The organism is Superficieibacter sp. BNK-5 (assembly GCF_047456055.1).
GTDB lineage: Bacteria > Pseudomonadota > Gammaproteobacteria > Enterobacterales > Enterobacteriaceae > Superficieibacter.
Map to the genome: position 1 here is coordinate 1,911,818 of NZ_CP179893.1, position 25,110 is coordinate 1,936,927.

At 53.0% G+C, this 25,110-nt stretch carries 20 protein-coding genes; 14 read left to right on the forward strand and 6 right to left on the reverse strand.

Annotation, left to right across the window (positions count from 1 at the left end):
* Window positions 1-12: 12 nt before the first annotated feature.
* The gene (locus ACMGGS_RS09215; RefSeq protein WP_414166234.1) at window positions 13-846 is read right to left on the reverse strand and encodes a DeoR/GlpR family DNA-binding transcription regulator; all 834 of its coding nucleotides are present in this window, start codon (window positions 844-846) and stop codon (window positions 13-15) included.
* A gap of 327 nt (window positions 847-1,173) precedes the next feature.
* Between ACMGGS_RS09215 and ACMGGS_RS09220 the strand changes: the two genes are divergently transcribed.
* From ACMGGS_RS09220 to ACMGGS_RS09245, 6 genes are read left to right on the forward strand one after another with little or no spacing between them, the layout of a single operon-like run.
* Window positions 1,174-2,028, forward strand: coding sequence for a tagatose bisphosphate family class II aldolase (locus ACMGGS_RS09220; RefSeq protein WP_414165837.1), 855 nt, complete (start codon window positions 1,174-1,176; stop codon window positions 2,026-2,028).
* A gap of 34 nt (window positions 2,029-2,062) precedes the next feature.
* Window positions 2,063-2,953: a substrate-binding domain-containing protein gene (locus ACMGGS_RS09225; protein ID WP_414165838.1), complete on the forward strand. Its 891-nt coding sequence runs from the start codon at window positions 2,063-2,065 to the stop codon at window positions 2,951-2,953.
* A 60-nt stretch (window positions 2,954-3,013) separates the two neighbouring features.
* Complete coding sequence (locus ACMGGS_RS09230) at window positions 3,014-4,513, forward strand: sugar ABC transporter ATP-binding protein (protein WP_414165839.1); 1,500 nt, start codon at window positions 3,014-3,016, stop codon at window positions 4,511-4,513.
* On the forward strand, window positions 4,514-5,503 hold the full coding sequence (locus ACMGGS_RS09235) for an ABC transporter permease (protein ID WP_414165840.1): 990 nt from the start codon (window positions 4,514-4,516) through the stop codon (window positions 5,501-5,503). It abuts the gene before it with no gap.
* Between the two features lie 21 nt (window positions 5,504-5,524).
* Window positions 5,525-6,487 carry a sugar kinase gene (locus ACMGGS_RS09240; RefSeq protein WP_414165841.1) on the forward strand — a complete coding sequence of 321 codons (963 nt, stop codon included), beginning with the start codon at window positions 5,525-5,527 and terminating at the stop codon, window positions 6,485-6,487.
* Window positions 6,484-7,530: an aldose 1-epimerase family protein gene (locus ACMGGS_RS09245; protein WP_414165842.1), complete on the forward strand. Its 1,047-nt coding sequence runs from the start codon at window positions 6,484-6,486 to the stop codon at window positions 7,528-7,530. Before ACMGGS_RS09240 ends, ACMGGS_RS09245 begins: the two co-directional genes overlap by 4 nt.
* Window positions 7,531-7,621: 91 nt before the next feature.
* Here the strand turns inward: ACMGGS_RS09245 and accC are convergent, their stop codons facing one another.
* The 5 genes from accC to ACMGGS_RS09270 form a co-directional block, all read right to left on the reverse strand.
* A complete protein-coding gene (accC, locus tag ACMGGS_RS09250) occupies window positions 7,622-8,971 on the reverse strand; it encodes an acetyl-CoA carboxylase biotin carboxylase subunit (protein WP_176920154.1) in 1,350 nt (449 codons plus the stop codon).
* A gap of 10 nt (window positions 8,972-8,981) precedes the next feature.
* A complete protein-coding gene (gene accB, locus ACMGGS_RS09255) occupies window positions 8,982-9,452 on the reverse strand; it encodes an acetyl-CoA carboxylase biotin carboxyl carrier protein (RefSeq protein WP_176920153.1) in 471 nt (156 codons plus the stop codon).
* Window positions 9,453-9,866: 414 nt separating this feature from the next.
* Window positions 9,867-10,466, reverse strand: a complete 600-nt coding sequence (gene msrQ / locus ACMGGS_RS09260) for a protein-methionine-sulfoxide reductase heme-binding subunit MsrQ (protein ID WP_414165843.1) — start codon at window positions 10,464-10,466, stop codon at window positions 9,867-9,869.
* Window positions 10,467-11,471 carry a protein-methionine-sulfoxide reductase catalytic subunit MsrP gene (gene msrP / locus ACMGGS_RS09265; RefSeq protein ID WP_414165844.1) on the reverse strand — a complete coding sequence of 335 codons (1,005 nt, stop codon included), beginning with the start codon at window positions 11,469-11,471 and terminating at the stop codon, window positions 10,467-10,469.
* A gap of 122 nt (window positions 11,472-11,593) precedes the next feature.
* On the reverse strand, window positions 11,594-12,568 hold the full coding sequence (locus ACMGGS_RS09270; protein WP_414165845.1) for an MDR family oxidoreductase: 975 nt from the start codon (window positions 12,566-12,568) through the stop codon (window positions 11,594-11,596).
* Window positions 12,569-12,789: 221 nt separating this feature from the next.
* On the opposite strand from ACMGGS_RS09270, the gene csrD reads away from it, so the two are divergent.
* From csrD to tldD, 8 genes are all read left to right on the forward strand, one after another.
* Window positions 12,790-14,730 carry an RNase E specificity factor CsrD gene (csrD, locus tag ACMGGS_RS09275; protein ID WP_414165846.1) on the forward strand — a complete coding sequence of 647 codons (1,941 nt, stop codon included), beginning with the start codon at window positions 12,790-12,792 and terminating at the stop codon, window positions 14,728-14,730.
* Between the two features lie 294 nt (window positions 14,731-15,024).
* Window positions 15,025-16,068, forward strand: coding sequence for a rod shape-determining protein MreB (gene mreB / locus ACMGGS_RS09280; protein WP_176920149.1), 1,044 nt, complete (start codon window positions 15,025-15,027; stop codon window positions 16,066-16,068).
* Between the two features lie 68 nt (window positions 16,069-16,136).
* On the forward strand, window positions 16,137-17,141 hold the full coding sequence (mreC, locus tag ACMGGS_RS09285; protein ID WP_176920148.1) for a rod shape-determining protein MreC: 1,005 nt from the start codon (window positions 16,137-16,139) through the stop codon (window positions 17,139-17,141).
* A complete protein-coding gene (mreD, locus tag ACMGGS_RS09290) occupies window positions 17,141-17,629 on the forward strand; it encodes a rod shape-determining protein MreD (RefSeq protein ID WP_103675614.1) in 489 nt (162 codons plus the stop codon). The genes mreC and mreD overlap by 1 nt, the downstream gene beginning before the upstream one ends.
* Window positions 17,630-17,637: 8 nt before the next feature.
* Window positions 17,638-18,231 (forward strand): Maf family nucleotide pyrophosphatase, encoded by a 594-nt coding sequence (locus tag ACMGGS_RS09295; protein WP_176920147.1) that lies wholly within the window; start codon window positions 17,638-17,640, stop codon window positions 18,229-18,231.
* The gene (gene rng / locus ACMGGS_RS09300) at window positions 18,221-19,690 is read left to right on the forward strand and encodes a ribonuclease G (RefSeq protein ID WP_414165847.1); all 1,470 of its coding nucleotides are present in this window, start codon (window positions 18,221-18,223) and stop codon (window positions 19,688-19,690) included. Before ACMGGS_RS09295 ends, rng begins: the two co-directional genes overlap by 11 nt.
* A gap of 40 nt (window positions 19,691-19,730) precedes the next feature.
* Complete coding sequence (gene yhdP, locus ACMGGS_RS09305; RefSeq protein WP_414165848.1) at window positions 19,731-23,522, forward strand: AsmA2 domain-containing protein YhdP; 3,792 nt, start codon at window positions 19,731-19,733, stop codon at window positions 23,520-23,522.
* Window positions 23,523-23,608: 86 nt separating this feature from the next.
* The gene (gene tldD, locus ACMGGS_RS09310; protein WP_414165849.1) at window positions 23,609-25,054 is read left to right on the forward strand and encodes a metalloprotease TldD; all 1,446 of its coding nucleotides are present in this window, start codon (window positions 23,609-23,611) and stop codon (window positions 25,052-25,054) included.
* Window positions 25,055-25,110: the final 56 nt, after the last annotated feature.

Genomic DNA, 25,110 nt, shown 5'->3' on the forward strand with positions numbered 1-25,110 from the left:
ACAAACGCCCTCTCATTCCTGAAGCCTTTCGCGATTAGTCCAGGTAAAGCACTCATTACTGGTATAAAGAATAACAAAATCAGCGTGCTGTAATTGTTGCTGATAATGTTCATTAATGCTGCGGCAGACGATCACATTTTCCGCCTGATCGACATGGCCGATAGACGCGGTGGCAGAGGCCGAATCTGCGGTCACGATAACAGTTTTGTTCTGCGCGTGATCAAAACAAAGCTGCCAGGCAGGTGCCAGGCGGGGCATAGCAATATTCAACGCCCCCTCCGCATCAATATTGCTGACCTCCAGAATACTGTGGGTCAGTGTGTAATGCTGAAATGCCTGCTCCAGCGATTTTCCCGCCAGCGCGGTATCCGGGCGCAACATTTCACTGCCGGCCAGGATGATCTCTCCGTCAATAAACTGATTTGCTAAAAGCGCATGCTCAGGATCGTTGGTGATCAGGCGAAGTTTTTTCACCTCGCTTAACAGCGGGATAATTTTGCGGCAGAACGCACCATGGCCGAGAAATAACGTATCCCGGTCGCGAATGAGACGAACGCAGTGGCGGGCAATCTCCATCTGTTGCGTCAGTGACGGCGTCGCTGCCTGTAGAACGGCTTCTGGCTCCGCAGGCGTTGTCGGCGTGGCGATTGCCCCGCCGAATGAGCGTTTCAGGTAGCCCTGTTGCTCCAGATAACTTAAATCGCCGCGAATGGTTACCCCAGAAACACCGAGTTGAGCAGATAAGTCATCAACCTTGATTTCTCCTTGCGCAGCGACAATTTCAGCAATCTTCAGCCTGCGTTTCAAAAGATTAGAGGATTTTCTCGGCACGTTAACACTCGTAATTGGCCTGTAATGTCTATCACTATAATCTCATGATTTTTTCTTTGAAAGTTATCCTTCAGTAAAGCGGTAATTTGAAAAGCGCTCCAGAATCCTGTTTTGCATTCTTAAAATACAACCTATTGAAATATAATGATATTTAAACAAGTATCATCGATTTTTTATTTTTTACTTTCAAAATGAAAATTTATTTTGGTTTTGTTTTGTAAGTTTTATCTCGGTTTTTTGAACTCAATCACGCTTTTCGCCTCTTCGCTTGTGCTAGTTTTCTTACAAAATGAAAGTAAAGGTTAGCTTTCTTCGTTTTGTAAGCAAAAGCCAGGAGAAGAAATGTTTATTATTTCAAGTAAAAACATGCTGAAGAAGGCGCAATGTGAGGCATACGCTGTACCGGCGTTCAATATTCATAACCTGGAAACCCTTCAGGTCATTGTGGAAACCGCAGCGCAGTATCGCTCTCCGGTAATGCTTGCGGGGACGCCGGGCACGTATCGCTACGGGGGCGTGGGAAATTTAATATCGCTGGTGAAAGCACTGGCCCGTGAATATCAGTTGCCGCTGGCGTTACATCTTGACCATCATGAAGAGTGCGAAGATATCTTTAATAAGGTGCGCGCCGGGATCCGCTCTGTCATGATTGACGGCTCTCATCTGCCGTTCGAAGAAAATATCGCGCGCGTTAAAGAGGTTACGATCTTTTGTCATGCCTATGATGTTAGCGTGGAGGCCGAACTGGGACGTCTCGGCGGGCAGGAAGATGACCTGGTGGTTGACGCAAAAGATTCTGCCTACACCTCACCGGAAGCGGCGGCAGAATTCGTTCAGCGCACACGGATCGATTCACTGGTGGTCGCGATTGGCACCGCGCATGGTCTTTATACCCAGGAGCCTCGCTTAGATTTTTCACGCCTGGAACAGATCCGCCAGCACGTAGATATCCCATTAGTTTTGCATGGCGCTTCCGGTTTAACAGAGCAGGATGTGCAAAAATGTATTCAGCGCGGTATTTGTAAAGTGAATGTCGCCACTGAATTAAAAATAGCCTTTGCCGATGCGCTGAAAGGCTATTTCCATAATAACCCCGGTGCTAACGATCCGCGTCACTATATGCAGCCTGCTAAGGCGGCAATGAAGGAGGTGGTGGCGCGTATTATTGGCGTCTGCGGCAGCGCAGGAAAGATGTAAAAATATCTGACCCTACAAAACAATGAGGAACGTTATGAAAAAAATAAAATTACTTGGCTCTGCCATGTTAGTGAGCCTGGCATTGTTCTCACAAAGTTCATTTGCCAAAGAATATAAAATTGGCGCTTCACTATTAACACAGCAACATCCTTTTTATATTGATTTGGCTAACGCAATGAAAAGCGAGGCCAAAAAAGACAATGTTAACCTGAGCATCTCGATTGCTAACCAGGATTTGAATAAACAGTTGTCTGATGTGGAAGACTTCATCACTAAAAAAGTCGATGCCATTATTATCTCTCCCGTCGATTCAAAGGGCGTACAGGCCGCTATTATCAAAGCGGATAAAGCAGGCATCCCTGTGATTACTGTTGATGTGGCTGCCGAAGGGGTGCCGGTAGTGACGCATGTGGCAACCGATAATTATGCGGGAGGGGTAGAAGCCGGTAAGTTAATGGGGAAAATGTTAAACGGTAAAGGTACGGTCGCCATTATTTCCTATCCGGCACTGCAGTCGGTCGTGGCACGGGTAGAGGGCTTTAAGAAAGGATTAGGCGAGACTCCCGATATCAAAATTGTCGCGGAACAGCCGGGGATCACCCGGGCCGAGGCGTTAACCACTGCCCAAAACATTATGCAGGCGAATCCTGGTCTTAGCGGCTTGTTTGGATTTGGCGATGATGCGGCGCTGGCGGCGGTGATTGCAGCTAAATCCGCGCGTAACGACAATATCAGGATCATTGGTTTTGACGGCATGAAAGAAGCGCGTGATGCGGTCGATAGCGAAAAAACCTTTGCCGCGGTGATCCGTCAATATCCCGATCAAATGGGCGAAAAAGCAATTGATGCCGCGGTTGATCACCTTAACGGTAAACCGGTGGCAAAACTGATCCCAGTCCAGCCTGGTGTCTATACAGGGAAATAAAAATTATCTTTACCTCACAACAAAACGCATCCTGCGTTTTGTTGTGATACTGAGGTAACAATGACAGATGTTATTCTTGATGTTTCGCATATAGTGAAGACATTTGGTCACGTCCAGGCGTTAAAGGATATTACCCTGACCATCCGCAAAGGACGTGTACATACATTATTGGGTGAAAACGGCGCAGGCAAATCAACGTTAATGAAGATCCTTGCGGGTGTTTATCCTCCAACACAAGGAACGATAACGCTACACGGTAAAGAAATTTCGATTAATAGCCCACAGCATTCACGCAAACTTGGCATTGCCATTATTTTCCAGGAGCTTAGTTTGAGCAATAATATGACGGTGGCGGAAAATATTTATGCTAATAATGAACCGATGCACTTCGGGATTATTAATGACAAAAAAATGCTTGCTGATTGTCAGCAGCTATTAACCGAGCTGGGAATTCCTCTGGATCCGCAGGACGTGGTCGGTAATATGTCGATGGCGCATCGGCAATTGGTTGAAATTGCCAAAGCATTAAGTTATCCAGCGGATGTAGTGATCATGGATGAGCCGACTTCTTCGCTGAGCGATAACGAAGCTGAAATTTTATTTAATATTATTGCCAAACTAAAAGCACGCGGCAGCGCAGTCATTTATATCTCTCATCGGATGGATGAAATCATGCGCATTTCTGACGATATCTCCGTGATTCGCGATGGAGAATATATTGCCACCCATGAGAAAAAAGACAGCGATATCCAGCACCTGATAGCGCAAATGGTCGGGCGGGAAATGAAAAATATCTGGCCGCCGCGCATTGGGCAAAAGCCGGATGAAAGCGTTACGCCAAAACTGGAGGTCAGGGATCTTACTCACCCGACACTGTTTCAGCAGGTGAGTTTTACCGTGCGGCCAGGTGAAGTGCTGGGATTTTTTGGTCTGGTAGGCGCGGGACGCTCAGATGTGATGAAAGCGTTATTTGGGCTGATTGCGTATCAGGGGATCCTTTTAATTGACGGTCAGGAAGTCACCCTCTCAAACCCGAAGCAGGCGATCGATCATGGCATTGCGTTTGTGACGGAAAACCGTAAGGAAGAAGGGCTGGTACTGATGCATGACGTGAACATGAATACACATCACGTTGCCTTTCAGTATAACGCGTCGGCGATGGGCCTCATCAATCATCAGGAGGAGGAGAAGCGAACGCTGGCGTCGATCGCCCGCATGAACACGAAAGTGAATTCAATCCATCAACTGACAGGCGCATTAAGCGGCGGCAATCAGCAGAAGATCGTGTTATCGAAATGGCTGGAAAAAACGCCGCGCATTTTATTGCTTGATGAACCGACGCGCGGTGTGGACGTAGGTGCAAAATTTGAAATTTATAACGTGATACGCCAGCTGGCGGCGGCAGGCACGGCCATTATTCTGGTCTCCTCTGAGCTGCCGGAGGTGATGGCGCTAAGCGATCGTCTGGTTGTGATGCGCAACAAAACCATCGCTGAAATTTTTTCATGTGAAAATTTAACGCAGACGCAGGTGATGACCGCTGCAACAGGAGTACGGTAAATGACTGAGAAGACTATCCCTATGTCAAAAGCCCCGGCTTTGCCCGCAGCCAGCGGATTTAAAAAAGCCCTGAAACAATATGGCGGTATTCTGAGCGGCATGGTGGTGCTGATCATTCTGTTCAGTTTTATGAATGACAGCTTTTTCACCACCAATAATATTACCAATATCATTCTTCAGGTTTCTATCATCGCCATCACGGCGTATGGCATGACATATGTATTACTGCTGGGTGATATAGATTTATCGGTAGGTTCGACCATCGCCTTAATTGGTACGTTTGCCGCCCTGGGCGCGTCGTGGGGCGTTCCTTTTATATTATTGGTGCCTCTATCCATTATGGCGGCACTGGTGCTGGGAATGATTAACGGAGGGTTAACAGCCTTTGCGGGAATACCCTCTTTTATTGTCACCGTCGCCACCATGGGGATCTTTCGCGGTATTGCCTATATCGTAACGGATGGCACGCCGATTATGATCCAGGATAATGCCTTTCTGGCGCTTGGCAACGGCGAGTTTTTATATATTCCTGTTCCGATTTGGATCCTGCTGATTTTATTGCTGGTGAACCATTTCATCCTGACTAAGACAACATTTGGCCGCAAAATTTATATTACTGGCGGTAATAAAGAGGCTGCGATTTATTCTGGCATTAACGTTGTCCGGCTGAAGATTAAGGTCTTTATGATCACCGCCGTTCTGGCGGGCATCAGCGGCATGATCCTCGCTTCACGCCTTTACTCCGGGCAGCCTAATTCTGCGCTGAGCTATGAACTGGATGCAATCGCCGCTGCCGTGCTGGGCGGTACCAGTCTGAATGGTGGTTACGGTACGGTTATCGGCACCATGATCGGCGCGTTAACCATTGGCGTTATCAATAACGGCATGAACTTAATGAATGTCCCCTATTTCTATCAGATGGTAGTGAAAGGATTAGTCATTTTGGTGGCGGTTTATGTTGATGTCAGAAATAAAAGAAAACGCAGCTAATTATTTCAGGGGATTAATCATATGAGTAAGGTCTTCACGATTGGAGAAATTCTGGTTGAAATTATGGCGCATAAAATTGGCCAGCCGTTCGATCAACCAGGCGTCTGGAACGGTCCGTATCCCAGCGGCGCACCTGCGATTTTTATCGATCAGGTGACACGCCTTGGGGTGCCTTGCGGCATTATCAGCTGTGTGGGGAGGGATGGTTTTGGCGATATTAACTTACATCGCCTGGCTGACGACGGGGTAGATATACGAGGAATTTCCGTTTTACCCCTGGAGGCAACCGGCAGCGCGTTTGTCACCTACCATAAGTCGGGCGACCGTGATTTTATTTTTAATATTAAAAATGCCGCCTGCGGTAAATTATCGGCGCAACACGTAGATGAAAACTTACTGAAAGATTGCACGCACTTTCATATTATGGGGTCATCGTTATTTTCGTTTCATATGGTGGATGCGGTAAAAAAAGCGGTGACGCTGGTTAAAGATAATGGCGGGATCATTTCTTTTGATCCCAATATCCGTAAAGAAATGCTCGATATTCCCGAAATGCGCGATGCATTGCATTTTGTTCTTGAATTAACGGATATTTATATGCCCAGCGAGGGCGAGGTGCTGTTACTTTCACCGCATTCTACGCCTGAACGCGCCATTATGGGTTTTCTTGATGAAGGTGTTAAAGAGGTCATCGTTAAACGCGGTAATAAAGGTGCCAGTTACTATTCGCAGGAGGAACATTTTCATGTCGATAGTTATCCGGTACAGGAAGTGGATCCTACTGGCGCAGGGGACTGCTTTGGCGGCGCTTATATCGCGTGCCGTCAGTTAGGTTTTGATGCGCATCAGGCGCTGCAATACGCCAATGTCTGCGGCGCGCTGGCCGTCACGCGACGAGGGCCGATGGAAGGCACCTCCCGGCTTGAAGAGATCAGGGATTTTATCTGCCGTCACACCACGCCTGCCAGGGAAGCGTCGCTATGAAAAAGGCTATTTGGCCGTGGATCGGCGATCTCTCTCAGGTGGCGGGTATTAAGCACTATGAGCTGCGTAGCGGCAAAGCGAAAGGCACGGAAGCGTTTGATGTGCGTACCGGGGCGGGGCTGGCTTTCACCGTGGTAAAAGATCGCGCCCTGGATATTGCCTGGGCTAGTTATAAAGATACCGCGCTTTCTTTTATTACACCTAACGGTATGGTCGCTCCAACGTTCTTTGAACCACAGGGTAATGGTTTTCTTCGCAGTTTCTACGCGGGACTGCTTACGACCTGCGGCCTGAGTTATATCGGCACGCCCTGCGAAGATAATGGCGAGGCGCTGGGGTTGCATGGGCGTCTGGCTGCGACGCCAGCGGAAGAGGTGGGCTATCGTACCGAGCGGACTGAAGACGGTATTGAATTTATCATCAATGGCAAAATACGTGAGACGCGTCTGTTTGGCGAAAACCTGACGCTGGAGAGAACCCTTCGTTGTGAATACGGGAAGAACGTTCTGCACATCACGGATAAAGTGACCAATAACGGGTTTAGCGAGCAGCCGTTACAGATCCTGTATCACTTTAATTATGGCTGGCCGCTATTGTCACCGGATGCGGAAATTCTCCTGTCGGCCAGAAATGTCGTGCCGCGTACGGCGCGAGCGGAGGAGGGATTAACCGGGCATCTGGACATCACCGCGCCGCAGCCAGGCTTTGCCGAGCAGGTTTATTACATAACGCCTGGCAGCGATAGCGAGGGTATGAGCAAAATTGCGCTGATCAATCGGCAGTTAGGCTGGGGGATCTATGAAAAATTCAGCACCCGGCAGTTACCAAACGTGATCCAGTGGAAGAATTTAGGCGCGGGCGAATATGTGATGGGCCTGGAAGTCAGTAACAGTTTTCCTGACGGACGCGATAAAGAGCGTGCAGTAGGACGGCTCCAGTTTGTTCAACCCGGCGAAACGCTGGATTACTGCTTTGAACTGGGCATTGTGGAAGGGGAGGAAGCGCTGAACACATTAAAAGAAGAGATTGCGGGTTACTGCTAATCCCATCAAATAAAAACGCCAGGCTGTAATAAAAAGCCTGGCGTTAATCAGATCATCGTCAGGCGCGGCGAACCGCGCCGACACTAACCCGTTACTTTTCCTGCAATCCGAGTTTTTTCTCCAGATAGTGAATGTTGGTTCCACCATTCTGGAAGTGCTCGTCGTTCATGATGCGCGTTTGCAGATCAACGTTGGTTTTAATGCCATCGATGATCAGCTCCTGCAACGCATTTTTCATGCGGGAAATAGCGATGTCACGGGTTTCTCCGTAACAAATCAGCTTACCGATCATTGAGTCATAATACGGCGGTACGGTATAACCGGCGTAAATATGAGACTCCCAGCGCACACCAAAACCGCCTGGCGCGTGGAAACGGGTAATTTTACCCGGGCTTGGCAGGAAGGTGTTCGGGTCTTCGGCGTTGATACGGCATTCAACCGCATGGCCTCTTACCTGGACTTCGTCCTGCTTGATCGACAGCGGCTGACCCGCCGCAATACGTAACTGTTCTTTGATCAGGTCAACGCCGGTGATCATTTCGGTAACCGGGTGCTCAACCTGAATACGGGTGTTCATCTCAATGAAGTAGAACTCGCCGTTTTCAAACAGGAACTCAAACGTACCCGCGCCGCGATAGCCGATATCCACGCACGCTTTCGAGCAACGTTCGCCGATGTAGCGACGCAGTTCCGGCGTGATGCCCGGCGCTGGCGCTTCTTCAACGACTTTCTGGTGACGGCGCTGCATGGAGCAGTCGCGCTCTGCCAGATAGATAGCGTTACCCTGACCGTCAGCCAGCACCTGAATTTCGATGTGGCGTGGGTTTTCCAGGTATTTTTCCATGTACACCATGTCGTTGCTGAAAGCCGCTTTCGCTTCAGCTTTGGTCATGGAGATGGACTGCGCCAGTTCAGCGTCGCTGCGCACAACGCGCATACCGCGACCGCCGCCGCCGCCAGACGCTTTGATAATCACCGGGTAGCCAATGCGTTTGGCATGGGCACGGTTAAGATCCATATCGTCGCCCAGCGGGCCGTCAGAACCCGGAACGGTCGGCACGCCTGCTTTCTTCATGGCGGTGATCGCGGACACTTTATCGCCCATCAGGCGAATAGTTTCGGCTTTCGGACCGATGAAGATAAAGCCGGAGCGTTCAACCTGCTCGGCAAAGTTGGCGTTCTCAGAGAGGAAGCCGTAACCCGGATGGATTGCCACCGCGCCGGTGATTTCAGCGGCGCTGATGATAGCCGGGATATTCAGATAGCTTTTAACAGACGGAGCAGGGCCGATACAAACGGTCTCATCCGCCAGCAATACGTGTTTTAAATCGCGATCCGCAGTGGAGTGTACCGCGACGGTCTTGATACCCAGCTCTTTGCAGGCACGAAGAATACGCAGTGCGATCTCGCCACGGTTAGCGATGACAATTTTATCCAGCATGTTCGCCTCGTTACTCGATGACGACCAGCGGCTCGTCAAATTCTACCGGTTGCCCTGTTTCGAGCAGAATGGCTTTCACCACGCCCGCTTTGTCGGCTTCGATCTGGTTCATCATTTTCATTGCTTCAACGATGCACAGGGTGTCGCCCACATTCACTTTTTGGCCCACTTCAATGAACGCTTTAGCGTCCGGGCTTGGGGTGCGGTAGAACGTACCGACCATCGGGGAACGTACGATGTGACCACTGATTTCTGCCGCTGCTGGCGCTTCCATGGAGGGAGCTGCCGCTGGAGCTACAGCGTTAGATAAAGCTGGTTGCTGCATAACGGGCGCAGCATACGCCTGTTGCATCACTGGAAAACCAGCGTTCGGCGCAGCACGACTGATGCGTACTGACTCTTCGCCTTCAGAAATTTCCAGTTCGGAGATGCCTGATTCTTCAACCAGCTCGATCAGTTTTTTAATCTTACGAATATCCATGAGTGGGTTCCGTACTCTTTTGTTTAGTGTGATTGTGACAGGCTTGTTATCGCCGTCTGTAAAGCATAAAAATAACCGGTTTTTTACGGTCAATGAGGAGCCAAACCCCTCGTTGCCGCCCGGTTACCGGGCAGAACCGCTATCAACCATTCACATGGAAAATAGCTGAGTAGCCAGTTATTGTGTCGCCATCGTCGGCAATTGTCCGGCAAAAAACAAAATATACCTTCAATGCGCAATTGTCACCTTTTCGGGGTGATAAATCCCCGGTCAGGAAAAATGAAGTCGCACATTATAACGAGTTCGTAGCATTTCGCAGCTAAATACTGGTCTTATCAGAGAAGATAATCAACCGCGTTCGCTCTGAGAGGCGCAACAGAGGGAAGATCTGCGGGAAACTGCACATTTTCAACACTAACGCAGCCATTGACGGAACTTTTTGTAACGCCACGCTAAAAGCAGCAGCGCCAGCACCGCATAAATCAGCGGCTGCGGTGACAAAATCTTCACTGACCACAAATAATGTATCGGGGCAAGGATCGCCACAAGATAGATGCAGTTATGCACCTTTTGCCAGCGGCGGCCTAATTTTCGCTGCATAATCTGAGGAGAGGTAACCGCCAGTGCCAACAAGATAAGCCAGCTTATACCGCCCAGCGTGAGATAAGGGCGTGTAACCAGTTCTTGTCCCAGCAGCGACAGATTATTGATACCCAGTTCCAGTAACGTATAGCTGGTTAAATGCAGCGTGGCCCAGGCAAAGCACCATAAGCCCAAAAGACGACGCGTGCGTATCAATAATGGCTGTTTAGCGTATCGTGTCAGCGGCGTGACGAGCAAGGTCGCCAGCAGTAATTTCAGAGCCATCCTACCGGTAAAATGCTGAATATCCTTGGCCGGGTCGGCGCTAAAATAGCCCTGCGACGCTGCCCAGAACAGCCATACCAGCGGCAAAAAGGCGGCCAGATGCAGCACCACTTTCAGCCAGACGATCTGTTTTGCCGTTAATCGCACTCAGAAACTCTCCTGCAAATTTAACCCTTTATAGAGCGATGCCACCTGATCGGCATAGCCGTTAAACAGCAGTGTTGGCTGACGCTTCACGTCAAGTACACCGCCGGAACCGATAAAGCGTTCCGTCGCCTGTGACCAGCGGGGATGATCGACGTGGGGATTCACATTGGCGTAAAAACCATACTCATCCGGTGCCGAGAGATTCCACGTTGTTGGCGGGCGTTCTCGCGTGAGCGTAATACTGACGATCGATTTGATCCCTTTGAAGCCGTATTTCCATGGCACGGTAAGACGGACTGGCGCACCGTTTTGCGGCGGCAAAGCTTTACCATACACGCCGGTCGTCAACATGGTGAGAGGGTGCATCGCTTCATCAAGCCGTAATCCTTCAACATAGGGATACTTTAAACCGCCGCCGATAAAACGATCCTTCTGCCCCGGCATTTGTTCCGGTGAATAAATCGTTTTAAATGCCACATACTTCGCGTCGCTGGTGGGCTGGGCCAGTGCCAGCAATTTGTGCAGCGGGAATCCGATCCACGGCACCACCATTGACCATGCTTCAACGCAACGCATCCGGTAAATACGTTCTTCCAGTGGGAAACGTTTCGTCAGATCGTCATGATCGAGGGTGAGGGGTTTCGCCACCTCGCCATCAATTTTCAGCGTCCACGGATCGGTCTTCAGACTGCCCGCATTGGCGGCGGGATCGGCTTTATCCAGCCCGAATTCGTAGAAGTTGTTATAGCCAGTCACTTTATCTTCTGGCGTGAGAGGAAGTTTACTTTGCCACTCAGCGGGACGCGTAAAATCCAGCGGCTTACCGGAAGGCGCCGGGGGACGATCGTGGCCTTTAAACCAGTCCAGCAGATCGGCTCGCGCCATCGCGGGCACGCTAAGGGTGGCGGCGCTGATGCCCAGCGCTTGCAGCACCTGGCGGCGCTGCATAAAAAAAGCCGATTCGGCGGTGACATCGGCTTCCGTAAAGCGACGTACTTTTTTCATAACGGACTCCCGGCGAGTACGCCATCAGCAGAACGGCAGCGGCGCACCTTCAATCATGGCAGGGAGTCTGTCAGCGCGCGAGAAAATTGGTTAATTAAATGTAAACTTTTGCGCGCATCCGGTTACTTCACTTTGACCAGCGTCCGCCCCTGCGCCTGGTTATTAATGATGGCTTCAGCCAGCTTCGGTACTTCATCAAGGGTGATTTCCGTTGTCGCCTGCGTGTAGAAGGTTTCCGGCAAATCCTGCGCCAGACGACGCCACGCTTCGGCACGCCGTGCGGCGGGAGCCATGACCGAATCCACGCCCTGCAAGCGAACATTGCGCAGAATAAACGGCATTACGGTCGTGGGCAGTGCAAAGCCGCCCGCCAGACCGCAGGCCGCGACGCAGCCGCCGTAGTTCATTTGCGCCAGCACTTTCGCCAGCACCTTATCGCCCACGGTATCGATCGCACCAGCCCAGAGCTGTTTTTCCAGCGGACGCGTTTCGGCAAATTCATCGCGGCCCAGAATGCGGCTGGCACCGAGATTACGCAGATAGTCATGCGTGCTCTCGCGGCCGGAGACGGCTACTACCTGATAGCCCAGCTTGTGCAGCAGCGATATCGCGGTGCTACCGACACCGCCGCTGGCGCCGGTCACGAGGATTTCACCGCTGTGCGGACGGATACCGGCTTCTTCCAGCGCCATCACACAGAGCATCGCGGTAAAGCCAGCGGTGCCGATAATCATTGCCTTGCGGTCGCTAAGACCTTCATGGAGCGCCACCAGCCAGTCGCCCTTCACACGAGCGCGTTCAGCCAGACCACCCCAGTGATTTTCTCCCACGCCCCAGCCGGTTAGCACCACTTGCTGTCCCGGGTGAAAACGGGGATCTTCGCTGGCGTGAACCATTCCGGCGAAGTCGATCCCTGGCACCATCGGAAACTGGCGGATGATTTTGCCTTTACCCGTGATGGCCAGTGCATCTTTATAATTCAGGCCTGACCACTGAATATCTACGGTGACGTTGCCTTCCGGTAGCTGGTTGTCATCGATGTTTTGCACCGATGCAAGCGTTTTTCCTTCCTGCTGTTCTAAGAGTAAAGCCTGCATAATCCGCCCTCACTTGCCTAATGATTAGAAATACTACTCAGCAGACTATACTCGTTAATCAAAATACGATGCCGACTTTACGCAATAAATTGCCAGATCCCTCAGGTTTGATAGTATTCTCAGTTCATCTGCGAGTTAGCGCTTACGTTAAGGTAAGTGCTGCTGGCTGAGGGGCCTTACATTAACCGGGCTGTATATCACAAAACGGAGTTAACTCAGGGATGCGTTTAACGACGAAGTTTTCCGCTTTTATCACCTTGCTGATAGGGTTAACCATTCTGGTCACCTTAATAGGGTGTTCGCTCAGTTTTTATAACGCCATCCATAGCAAAGTTGATGGGCGTGTACGCGCCGTTGCTACGATCCTCGACACCCGGCTGATCACACGCTCCTTTAAGCAACTGCAAATCCAGATGGATGAGATCATGGTGCCTGCAGATATCGTGCGCATTGATTTTTTCCATGGCAAAGAGGTGCTTTACAGCCATGCCCGCACCGGAAGCTATCGGTTGCTGGGTAGCAGCAGCCTTTATCGTGAGCAGACCGTCTCTTCATTGAAGCATCCCGGTATGACTATCCATCTTGTCTATCAGGATCCGATGGCCAATTATTTTCACTCCCTGATGACAACCGCGCCGCTAACCCTGGCGATAGGCTTTATGGTGCTGGTGATCTTCCTTGCTGTCCGCTGGCTGCGGCGTCAACTGGCCGGAGGCGAGCTGCTGGAAATGCGCGCCACAAGGATCCTCAACGGCGAGCGGGGGCATGGCGTTCGCGGTACGGTCTATGAATGGCCCGCTCGTGCCAGCAGCGCACTGGACATGCTGCTCTCCGAAATTCATTTTGCCAGCGAACAGCGCAGCCGAATGGATACGCTTATCCGCTCCTATGCCGCGCAGGACACTAAGACGGGGCTGAATAACCGCCTGTTTTTCGATAGCCAACTGGCGACGCTATTGGAAGATCAGGAGAAAACCGGCACGCACGGTATTGTGATGCTTATTCGTCTGCCGGATTTCGATCTGTTATCGGATAACTGGGGCCGTGCCGCCGCCCAGGAGCATACTTTTACCTTAATTAACCTCATTTCTACCTTTATTATGCGCTATCCCGGCGCGCTGCTGGCCCGCTATCACCGTAGCGATTTCGCCGTTTTGTTGCCGCATCGCACCTTAAAAGAGGCCGATGGTATCGCCTCGCAATTGTTGAAAACTGTGGATGCGTTGCCGACATCCAAAATACTCGACCGGGAAGACAGTATGCACATCGGCATCTGTGCCTGGCGCAGCGGGCAAACCACGGAACAGGTGATGGGGCATGCAGAAACGGCAGCGCGTAACGCGGTGCTACAGGGCGGTAATAGCTGGCTGGTCTATGATGATTCACTCCCTGAGAAAGGACGTGGTAACGTGCGCTGGCGTACGCTTATTGAACAGGTACTCAGCCGTGGCGGTCCGCGTTTTTATCAGAAGCCGGCCGTGCTGGCAGATGGTCACGTTGATCACCGGGAATTACTGTGCCGGATCTTTGACGGCAGTGAAGAATTGCTGGCGGCGGAATATATGCCTTTTGTCCAGCAGTTCGGCCTGGCGGAAGAATACGAACGTTTACAAATTTCTCGAATGCTCCCTTTCCTGGGCTTCTGGCCGCAGGAGAATCTGGCCTTGCAGGTGTCAGTTGAAGCGCTTATCCGCCCGCGATTCCAGCGTTGGCTACGCGATACATTAATGCAATGCGAAAAATCGCATCGAAAACGCATTATTTTTGAACTTGCTGAGGCGGATGTCTGTCAACATATCAGCCGTTTACAACCTGTCGTTCGTTTAATTAACGCGCTGGGGGTTAGAGTCGCGGTCACGCAGGCGGGGTTAACGATGGTTAGCACCAGTTGGATCAAGCAGTTGGACGTTGCGTTGATCAAATTGCATCCCGGCCTGGTGCGCAATTTTGAAAAACGTAGCGAAAATCAACTGCTGGTACAAAGTCTGGTTGAAGCCTGCAAAGGAACCTCGGCGCAGGTTTTTGCCTGTGGAATTAGGACAAAAAGCGAATGGCTAATTCTGGCTAAGTGTGGTGTAGCGGGTGGACAGGGCGATTTTTTTGCCGCCTCCCAGCCACTTGACTCTAATCTAAAAAAATATTCGCAAAGATATTCGGTTTGACCTGCCGTTTACTATGTTTTCACGTAGAATAACGCGCGCTGCATCTTTGGGGGTGTGCTTGTCTGCCCGCCAGGATCACGCAGTTAACGACCTTTCACAGGTTGCAAATGAAAGCAGGGAGCGCTGCTGATGATTTTAAATTTGAAGGAGTCAGGCATCAGTTTGTAACAAAGGTGACGAACTGCACTAATTTTCACCGTAGCAGATGATTTTTGCGCCTTGTCGCTGCTGCGTGTGGTTGGTAAAGTAAGCGGATTTTGTACTCCGCCCCAGCTTTCAGGATTATCCCTTAGTATGTTGAAAAAATTTCGTGGCATGTTTTCCAATGACCTGTCCATTGACCTGGGTACCGCGAATACCCTTATTTATGTAAAAGGACAAGGCATCGTATTGAATGAGCCTTCTGTCGTGGCCATTCGTCAGGATCGTGCCGGTTCACCGAAAAGCGTCGCCGCTGTCGGTCATGACGCGAAGCAAATGCTGGGCCGTACGCCGGGCAACATCGCGGCGATCCGCCCGATGAAAGACGGTGTTATCGCCGACTTCTTCGTGACCGAAAAAATGCTTCAGCACTTTATTAAGCAGGTGCACAGCAACAGCTTTATGCGTCCAAGCCCGCGCGTGCTGGTGTGTGTACCGGTTGGTGCTACCCAGGTTGAGCGTCGTGCCATCCGTGAATCCGCGCAGGGCGCAGGTGCCCGCGAAGTGTTCCTGATCGAAGAACCGATGGCTGCGGCAATCGGTGCTGGCCTGCCGGTCTCTGAAGCCACCGGTTCTATGGTGGTGGATATCGGCGGCGGCACAACCGAAGTCGCGGTTATCTCCCTGAACGGCGTGGTTTACTCCTCTTCCGTGCGTATCGGCGGTGACCGTTTCGATGAAGCCATCATTAATTATGTGCGTCGTAATTACGGCTCGCTGATTGGTGAAGCGACCGCAGAACGTATTAAGCACGAAATTGGCTCTGCCTATCCGGGCGACGAAGTACGCGAAATCGAAGTTCGTGGTCGTAACCTGGCCGAGGGCGTCCCGCGTGGCTTTACCCTAAACTCTAACGAAATCCTCGAAGCATTACAGGAACCGCTGACCGGCATCGTAAGCGCGGTGATGGTGGCGCTTGAGCAGTGTCCGCCGGAACTGGCGTCCGATATCTCCGAGCGCGGTATGGTTCTGACCGGCGGCGGTGCGTTGCTGCGTAACCTCGATCGCCTGTTAATGGAAGAAACCGGTATTCCAGTTGTTGTTGCTGAAGAACCGCTGACCTGCGTGGCGCGCGGTGGCGGCAAGGCGCTGGAAATGATCGACATACACGGCGGCGACTTGTTTAGCGAAGAGTAGTCGGCTTCAGGCTGGGGCGACGTTATCTGCCGCCCCAGCCTGAACTGACGCGAGAATACGCATAGCCTATGAAGCCCATTTTTAGCCGTGGCCCGTCGCTACAGATTCGCCTTATTCTGGCGGTGCTGGTGGCGCTCGGCGTAATTATCGCCGACAGCCGCCTTGGTACGTTCAGCCAAATCCGAACGTACATGGACACTGCCGTCAGTCCTTTCTATTTTGTCTCAAATGGTCCCCGCGAATTACTCGACAGCGTGTCGCAAACGCTGGCCTCGCGCGATCAACTCGAACTTGAAAACCGGGCGCTGCGTCAGGAACTGCTGTTGAAAAACAGCGACCTGCTGATGCTGGGGCAGTACAAACAGGAGAACGCGCGGTTGCGCGAGCTGCTGGGTTCCCCGCTGCGTCAGGATGAACAAAAAATGGTCACTCAGGTGATCTCAACGGTCAACGATCCTTATAGCGATCAGGTGGTGATCGACAAAGGAAGTGCCAACGGCGTCTACGAAGGCCAGCCGGTCATTAGTGATAAAGGCGTGGTCGGGCAGGTTATTGCCGTCGCGAAGCTGACCAGCCGCGTACTGCTTATTTGTGATGCCACCCATGCGTTGCCGATTCAGGTGCTGCGTAATGACATCCGTGTCATTGCTGCCGGTAACGGCTGCACCGACGACCTCCAGCTTGAACATCTGCCTGCAAACACCGATATTCGCGTCGGCGACGTGCTGGTGACGTCAGGTCTTGGCGGCCGTTTCCCGGAAGGTTATCCGGTCGGCGTGGTGTCATCGGTGAAGCTTGACACCCAGCGCGCGTATACGGTGATCCAGGCCCGTCCTACTGCTGGCTTGCAGCGTCTGCGCTATTTGCTGCTGCTGTGGGGAGCGGATCGTGAAGGCACCAATCCCATGACGCCGGAAGATGTGCATCGCGTGGCGAACGAGCGCCTGATGCAGATGATGCCGCAGGTGCTTCCCGCACCTGACGCTATGGGGCCGCCTGCCCCCGTACCTGCGCCAGCAACGGGCATTACGCCTGCACCGCAGCCGCAGCCTCCCTCTTCAGGAGGGCAGTAGTGGCAAGTTACCGTAGTCAGGGGCGATGGGTTATCTGGCTCTCTTTCCTGGTCGCACTGCTGTTACAGATCATGCCCTGGCCGGATAACATCATTGTTTTCCGGCCAAACTGGGTATTGCTAATCCTGCTGTACTGGGCGCTGGCGCTGCCGCATCGGGTCAATGTGGGCACCGGTTTATTAATGGGTGCCATACTGGATCTCATCAGCGGTTCCACGCTGGGCGTTCGCGCCCTGGCATTAAGCATCATTGCTTATCTGGTGGCATTGAAATATCAGTTATTCCGCAACCTGGCGCTCTGGCAACAGGCGCTGGTGGTGATGCTGCTTTCGCTTGCCACCGATATCATCGTGTTCTGGGCCGAGTTTTTAGTGATCAACGTCTCTTTCCGGCCGGAAGTATTCTGGAGTAGTGTCGTAAACGGCGTACTCTGGCCCTGGCTGTTCCTGCTGATGCGCAAAATCCGCCAGCAATTTGCGGTGCAATAAGGTCTCTCATGACAGTGCTTTATCTTGCTTCCGGTTCCCCGCGTCGTCAGGAGCTGTTGACTCAACTGGGCGTATCATTCGAGCGCATCGTTCCTGGCATTGAAGAGCAGCGTCAGCCGGGCGAAAGTGCGGCGCATTACGTCACCCGTCTGGCGCGGGAAAAAGCGCAGGCGGGTGTCGCAATGGCGGCCACCGACCGCCCGGTGCTGGGGGCGGATACCATCGTCGTCCTGCACGGCGAGGTGCTTGAAAAACCGCGAGATGACGCACACGCCGCCGCCATGCTGCGCGGCCTTTCCGGGCAGACGCACCAGGTGCTGACTGCGGTGGCGCTGGCAGACCGGCAGTCGGTGCTTGAAAGTCTTGTAGCGACAGAGGTCACCTTCAGGGTACTCTCTGAAGAGGATATCGCCGGCTACGTTGCCAGCGGTGAACCTCAGGATAAAGCAGGTGCATACGGTATTCAGGGGCTGGGTGGCTGTTTCGTCAGGAAGATTAATGGCAGCTATCACGCCGTAGTCGGCTTACCGCTGGTGGAAACGTATGAGTTGCTGAATAACTTTAACTCACTGCGTGAGCAAAGGGATAAACATGACGGCTGAATTGTTGGTAAACGTAACGCCTTCGGAAACCCGTGTGGCGTATATTGACGGCGGTATTCTCCAGGAAATTCACATTGAGCGTGAAGCCCGACGTGGAATTGTAGGCAATATCTACAAAGGTCGCGTGAGTCGTGTCCTTCCCGGTATGCAGGCGGCATTTGTAGATATTGGCCTCGACAAAGCCGCGTTCCTTCACGCCTCCGACATTATGCCGCATACCGAATGCGTGGCCGGTGAAGAACAAAAGCAATTTATCGTCCGTGACATCTCCGAACTGGTGCGTCAGGGGCAGGATCTGATGGTGCAGGTGGTCAAAGATCCGCTCGGCACCAAAGGCGCGCGTCTGACCACGGATATCACCCTTCCTTCCCGTTATCTGGTGTTTATGCCGGGTGCCTCTCACGTCGGCGTTTCACAGCGTATTGAGAGCGAAGTGGAACGTGACCGCCTGAAAAAAATCGTCGCTGACTATTGTGACGAGCAGGGCGGATTTATTATCCGCACCGCGGCTGAAGGCGTGTGTGATGAGGATTTGGCGGCCGATGCAGCTTACCTGAAGCGCGTCTGGACCAAAGTGATGGAGCGTAAAAAACGCCATCAAACCCGTTATCAACTCTACGGGGAACTGGCGCTGGCGCAGCGCGTGCTGCGTGATTTCGCCGATGCGCATCTTGATCGTATTCGCGTGGATTCCCGCCTGACGTTTGAAGCGCTGCTGGAGTTTACCGCCGAGTACATTCCGGAAATGACCAGCAAGCTGGAACATTACAGCGGACGTCAGCCAATTTTCGATCTCTTTGACGTTGAGAATGAAATACAGCGGGCGCTGGAGCGTAAAGTTGAACTGAAATCCGGCGGCTATCTGATCATCGATCAAACCGAGGCGATGACCACCGTCGATATCAACACCGGCGCGTTTGTCGGCCACCGTAATCTCGACGACACCATTTTCAACACCAACATCGAAGCCACACAGGCGATTGCGCGTCAGCTCCGGCTGCGCAATCTCGGCGGTATCATTATCATCGACTTTATCGATATGAGTAACGATGACCACCGCCGCCGGGTGCTCCATTCCCTTGAGCAGGCGCTGAGCAAAGATCGGGTGAAAACCAGCATCAACGGCTTCTCGCAGCTCGGCCTGGTCGAGATGACCCGCAAGCGCACGCGCGAAAGCGTCGAGCACGTGCTGTGCAATGAATGCCCGACCTGCCACGGTCGCGGGACGGTGAAAACGGTGGAAAGCGTGTGCTATGAAATCATGCGCGAAATCGTGCGCGTGCATCATGCCTACGACTCCGACCGTTTTCTGGTCTACGCTTCTCCTGCGGTGGCAGAAACCCTCAAAGGTGAAGAGTCTCACGCGCTGGCTGAAGTCGAAATCTTCGTCGGTAAGCAAGTCAAAGTCCAGATTGAACCGCTCTATAATCAGGAGCAGTTTGATGTGGTGATGATGTAATACAACAGTCTGCCGTGGTACGGCGGACAAGGAGAAAGGCGTGAGGCGATTGCCGGGGATTTTACTGCTTACAGGTGCCACGCTTGCTGTCATCGTTGCCCTGGCAGTGAGCGGCCTGCGCCTTGCCCTGCCACAGCTGGATAAATGGCGTCCGGCGCTGCTGGCAAAAATTGAATCCTCCACCGGCGTGCCGGTTGATGCCAGTAAACTTCATGCCAGTTGGGAAAACTTTGGCCCGACGCTGGATGCGCGCGATATCAGCGCCCGGCTCAAAGATGGCGGTCAGGTTTCGATAAAGCGGGTTACGCTGGCGCTCGACGTATGGCAAAGCCTGCTGCATATGCGCTGGCAATTTCGCGACCTCACGTTCTGGCAGCTTCAGTTCACTACCAACACGCCTTTACTGCAAAACAGTGGTGAAGGCATCAAAACCGATCGCATCAGCGATCTCTTTCTGCGCCAGTTCGACCATTTCGACCTGCGCGACAGCCATATCAGCTTTCTGACCCTTTCCGGACAACGTGCGGAACTGGCGATCCCCCAGCTTACCTGGCTTAATGGCCGCAACCGCCATCGTGCGGAAGGCGAAGTCAGCTTATCCAGCCTCACCGGGCAGCACGGCATCATGAAAGTGCGCATGGACTTACGCGACGATAACGGTCTGCTGAACGACGGTAAAGTCTGGGTGCAGGCAGACGATATTGACGTCAAGCCGTGGCTAGGACGCTGGATGCAGGATAACGTCGCGTTTGAAACCGCACAATTCAGCCTCGAAGGCTGGGTCGATCTCACTAAAGGTGATATTTCAGGCGGCGACGTCTGGCTGAAAAAAGGCGGCGCAAGCTGGAAGGGCGGTGAGGAAATGCATCACCTTTCCGTTGATAACCTGACGGCCCACGTTTCAGGCGGCAAGGCCGGATGGGAATTCCGCATTCCCGATACCCGCATTACCATTGACGATAAACCCTGGCCGCGAGGCGCGCTGGCGCTGGCGTGGATCCCCGCGCAGGACGTGGGGGGCAGTAATCGTGTCCAGAGTGATGAGTTCCGCGTTCGTGCCAGCCATCTGGAACTGAGCGGTCTCGACGGTTTGCTACCCATCGCCGAAAAGATTTCGCCCAAATTGGGAGAGATCTGGCGGGCGACCCAGCCTGCGGGACAGATTGACGCGCTTGCGCTGGATATTCCGTTAAAGGCAACGGACAAAACGCGCTTCAACGCTTCCTGGCAAAATCTGCAATGGAAGCAGTGGAAAATGCTGCCCGGTGCCGAACACTTCTCCGGTCAACTGACTGGTAGCGTGGATAATGCCTCACTGACGGCCTCCATGACCGAAGCGAAAATGCCTTACGATCTGGTCTTCCGTGCGCCGCTGGAAATCGAAAAAGGGGTGGCCACGCTTAACTGGATCAAGAATGAACACGGTTTCATGCTCGATGGACGTAATATTGATGTTCAGGCGAAAGGGGTACGCGGCGCAGGGAACTTCCGCTACCTGCAACCGAAGGGCGATCAGCCCTGGCTGGGCATCCTGGCGGGGGCAAATGCCAGCGACGCATCTCAGGCATGGCGCTATTTTCCACAGAACCTGATGGGCAAAAAGCTGGTGGATTATCTCAGCAGCGCCATTCAGGGGGGCCAGGCTGAAAACGCAACGATAGTGTATGGCGGTAACCCACGCCTGTTCCCTTATAAGCATAATGAAGGTCAGTTTGAGATTTATGTCCCGGTACGTAACGCTACCTTTGCCTTCCAGCCAAACTGGCCTGCGCTGACTAAACAGGATATCGATCTCGACTTCATTAACGATGGCCTGTGGATGAAAGCCGATACCGCGCAGCTTGGCGGCGTCAATGCACGGAATGTTCATGCTGTTATCCCCGACTACGTTAAAGAAAAACTGCTGATTGACGCCGATCTGAACGGTCCGGGCAAAGAAGTGGGTCCTTACTTTGAAAAAACGCCGCTGGATGACTCGCTGGGCGCAACCCTGCAACAGCTCCAGCTTGATGGCGATGTGAATGCTCGCTTACATCTCGATATTCCGCTGGACGGTGAGAAGGTGACCGCGGAAGGCAATGTGGTGCTGAAAAACAATAGCCTGTATATCAAACCGCTGGATTCGACGTTAAAAAATCTGAGCGGTGCTTTTCGCTTTGTGAACGGCAATCTGCAAAGTGAACCGATGCAGGCTAACTGGTTTAATCAGCCGCTCAATGTGAATTTCTCCACCACGGAAGGCGAAAAAGCGTATCAGGTCGCGGTCAATATGGACGCTAACTGGCAGCCTGCGCGTACCGGGATCCTGCCGAAGCAGCTTAACGATGCGTTAAGCGGCACTATTCCGTGGCAGGGCAAAGTCGGCGTCGAATTGCCTTATCGCGGCGGGACCCATTATGACGTCGCGCTGACCGGCGATTTGAAAAATGTAAGCAGTCACTTACCTGCACCAGCGAGCAAATCCGCAGGAACGCCTCTGCCGATGACCGTAAATGCAAAAGGCGACCTGAATCATTTCGATCTGACCGGTAGCCTCGGGGCAGAAAGCCACTTCAACAGCCGCTGGTTACTCGATAAGAAGCTGACGCTGGATCGCGCCATTCTGACCACTGACAGCCGTACCGTGCCGCCATTACCGCCACAGCAGGGGATTGAGCTTAATTTACCGCCGATGGATGGTGCCGAATGGCTGGCGCTGTTCCAGAAAGGGGCCGCAGATAATGTCAGTGGCGCGGCGCGTTTCCCGCAAAACATTACGTTACGCACGCCAGCGCTGGCCCTCGGGGGACAGCAGTGGAATAACCTGAGCCTCGTCTCGCAGCCGATCGCGGGCGGCACGCAAGTTGATGCCCAGGGCCGTGAGATCAACGCCACGCTGACCATGCGTGATAACGCCCCGTGGCTGGCTGCGATCCGCTATCTCTATTTTAATCCGAGCGCAAAAGCGACCAGTAATGCAACATCCAGTGCGCCGTTCAGCACCAGTAAAGTCAATTTTAGCGGCTGGCCTGATGTGCAGTTACGCTGTGCAGAATGCTGGTTCTGGGGGCAAAAATACGGTCGAATCGACGGCGATTTCACGATTAAAGGTGACACGCTGACGCTGGCGAATGGCCTGATTGATACGGGCTTTGGTCGTCTGACCGCCGACGGCGTATGGGTTAACGGTCAGGGCAACGAGCGTACATCGCTGAAAGGAAAAATTAACGGCCGCAAGCTGGATGCGACGCTGGGATTCTTCGGCGTTGCTACGCCAATCCGCGACTCCTCATTCAATGTCGATTACGATTTGCACTGGCGCGACGCGCCGTGGCAGCCGGATGTTTCTTCGTTAAACGGCGTGCTCCATACGCGGCTAAGTAAAGGGGAATTCACCGATATCAGCACCGGCCATGCCGGGCAGTTGCTGCGTCTGATTAGCGTCGATGCGCTGCTGCGTAAGCTGCGCTTTGATTTCAGTGATACGTTCAGCGAAGGTTTCTGGTTTGACTCCATCCACAGTACCGCCTGGATCAAAGACGGCACGTTGCATACCGACGACACGCTGGTCGACGGCCTGGAAGCAGATATCGCGATGAAAGGCTCGGTCAACCTGGTGCGCCGCGAGCTGGATATGGAAGCGGTAGTCGCCCCGGAAATCTCCGCCACCGTCGGCGTTGCCGCCGCATTTGCCGTTAACCCGATTGTCGGTGCAGCTGTCTTCGCGGCCAGTAAAGTGCTGGGGCCGCTATGGAACAAAGTCTCTATTCTGCGCTACCGCATTACCGGCCCGATAGACAAGCCGCAAATCAACGAAGTGCTGCGTCAAACGCGCGACAGTAAAAAGCAATGATTTGACGTCAGCTATGAATTGCCTCACTCTCAATAGAGACGTTTTTTTATCGCCAGCCGCGCTGGCAACCAAAGAGTAGCAAAATAATGAGTCTGAACCTGGTAAGTGAACACCTGCTTTCTGCAAACGGCCTGAACCATCAGGATCTGTTTGCCATTCTTGGCCAGTTAACTGAGCGTCGCCTGGATTATGGCGATCTCTATTTCCAGTCGAGCTACCACGAATCCTGGGTTTTAGAAGACCGCATTATTAAAGATGGCTCGTACAACATCGACCAGGGCGTTGGCGTGCGCGCGGTGAGCGGCGAAAAAACCGGTTTTGCCTACGCCGATCAGATCAGCAAACTGGCGCTGGAGCAGAGCGCGCTGGCGGCTCGCACTATCGTGCGTGATGCGGGCGACGGTCGTGTGCAGACGCTGGGGGCTGTGGAACATCGCGCGCTGTATACCAGCATCGATCCGCTGCAAAGCATGAGTCGCGAAGAGAAGCTTGATATTCTGCGTCGGGTTGACGGCGTGGCACGTGCGGCAGACAAACGCGTGCAGGAAGTGTCCGCCAGTCTGACCGGCGTTTATGAACTCATCCTCGTGGCGGCCACTGACGGCACGCTGGCGGCTGATGTGCGTCCGCTGGTGCGCTTATCGGTAAGCGTCCAGGTGGAAGAGGACGGCAAACGTGAACGCGGGGCCAGCGGTGGCGGCGGTCGCTTCGGCTATGAGTATTTCCTCTCCGATGAAGACGGCGACGTGCGTGCCGATGCGTGGGCGAAAGAGGCGGTGCGGATGGCGCTGGTAAACCTCTCCGCCGTTGCGGCACCGGCGGGAACGCTGCCGGTGGTATTGGGCGCAGGCTGGCCTGGCGTACTGCTGCACGAAGCGGTCGGTCACGGTCTGGAAGGCGATTTCAACCGTCGCGGTACGTCGGTGTTCAGCGGTCATATCGGGGAACTGGTGGCATCTGAATTGTGTACCGTGGTGGATGACGGCACCATTGCCGATCGCCGTGGCTCAGTCTCGATTGATGACGAAGGCGTGCCGGGTCAGTACAACACGCTGATCGAAAACGGCGTGCTGAAAGGCTATATGCAGGACAAACTTAATGCACGTCTGATGGGCGTCGCGCCGACCGGCAACGGCCGCCGTGAGTCCTATGCCCATTTGCCAATGCCGCGCATGACCAATACCTATATGCTGGCAGGCAAATCCACGCCGCAGGAAATCATCGAATCTGTGGAATACGGCATCTATGCGCCGAATTTCGGCGGTGGTCAGGTGGATATCACCTCCGGCAAATTCGTTTTCTCTACCTCTGAAGCTTATCTGATCGAAAACGGCAAAGTAACCACGCCAGTAAAAGGCGCGACGCTTATCGGTTCCGGGATTGAAGCGATGCAGCAAATCTCAATGGTCGGTAACGATCTGAAGCTGGATAAAGGCGTGGGTGTTTGCGGCAAAGAGGGGCAGAGTCTGCCCGTGGGCGTCGGCCAGCCAACCTTGAAAGTTGACAATCTGACGGTAGGCGGCACGGCGTAACGCTTTTACCACCGCGTTGCCGGGTGGCGGCTGCGCCTGACCCGGCCTGGAGTTCA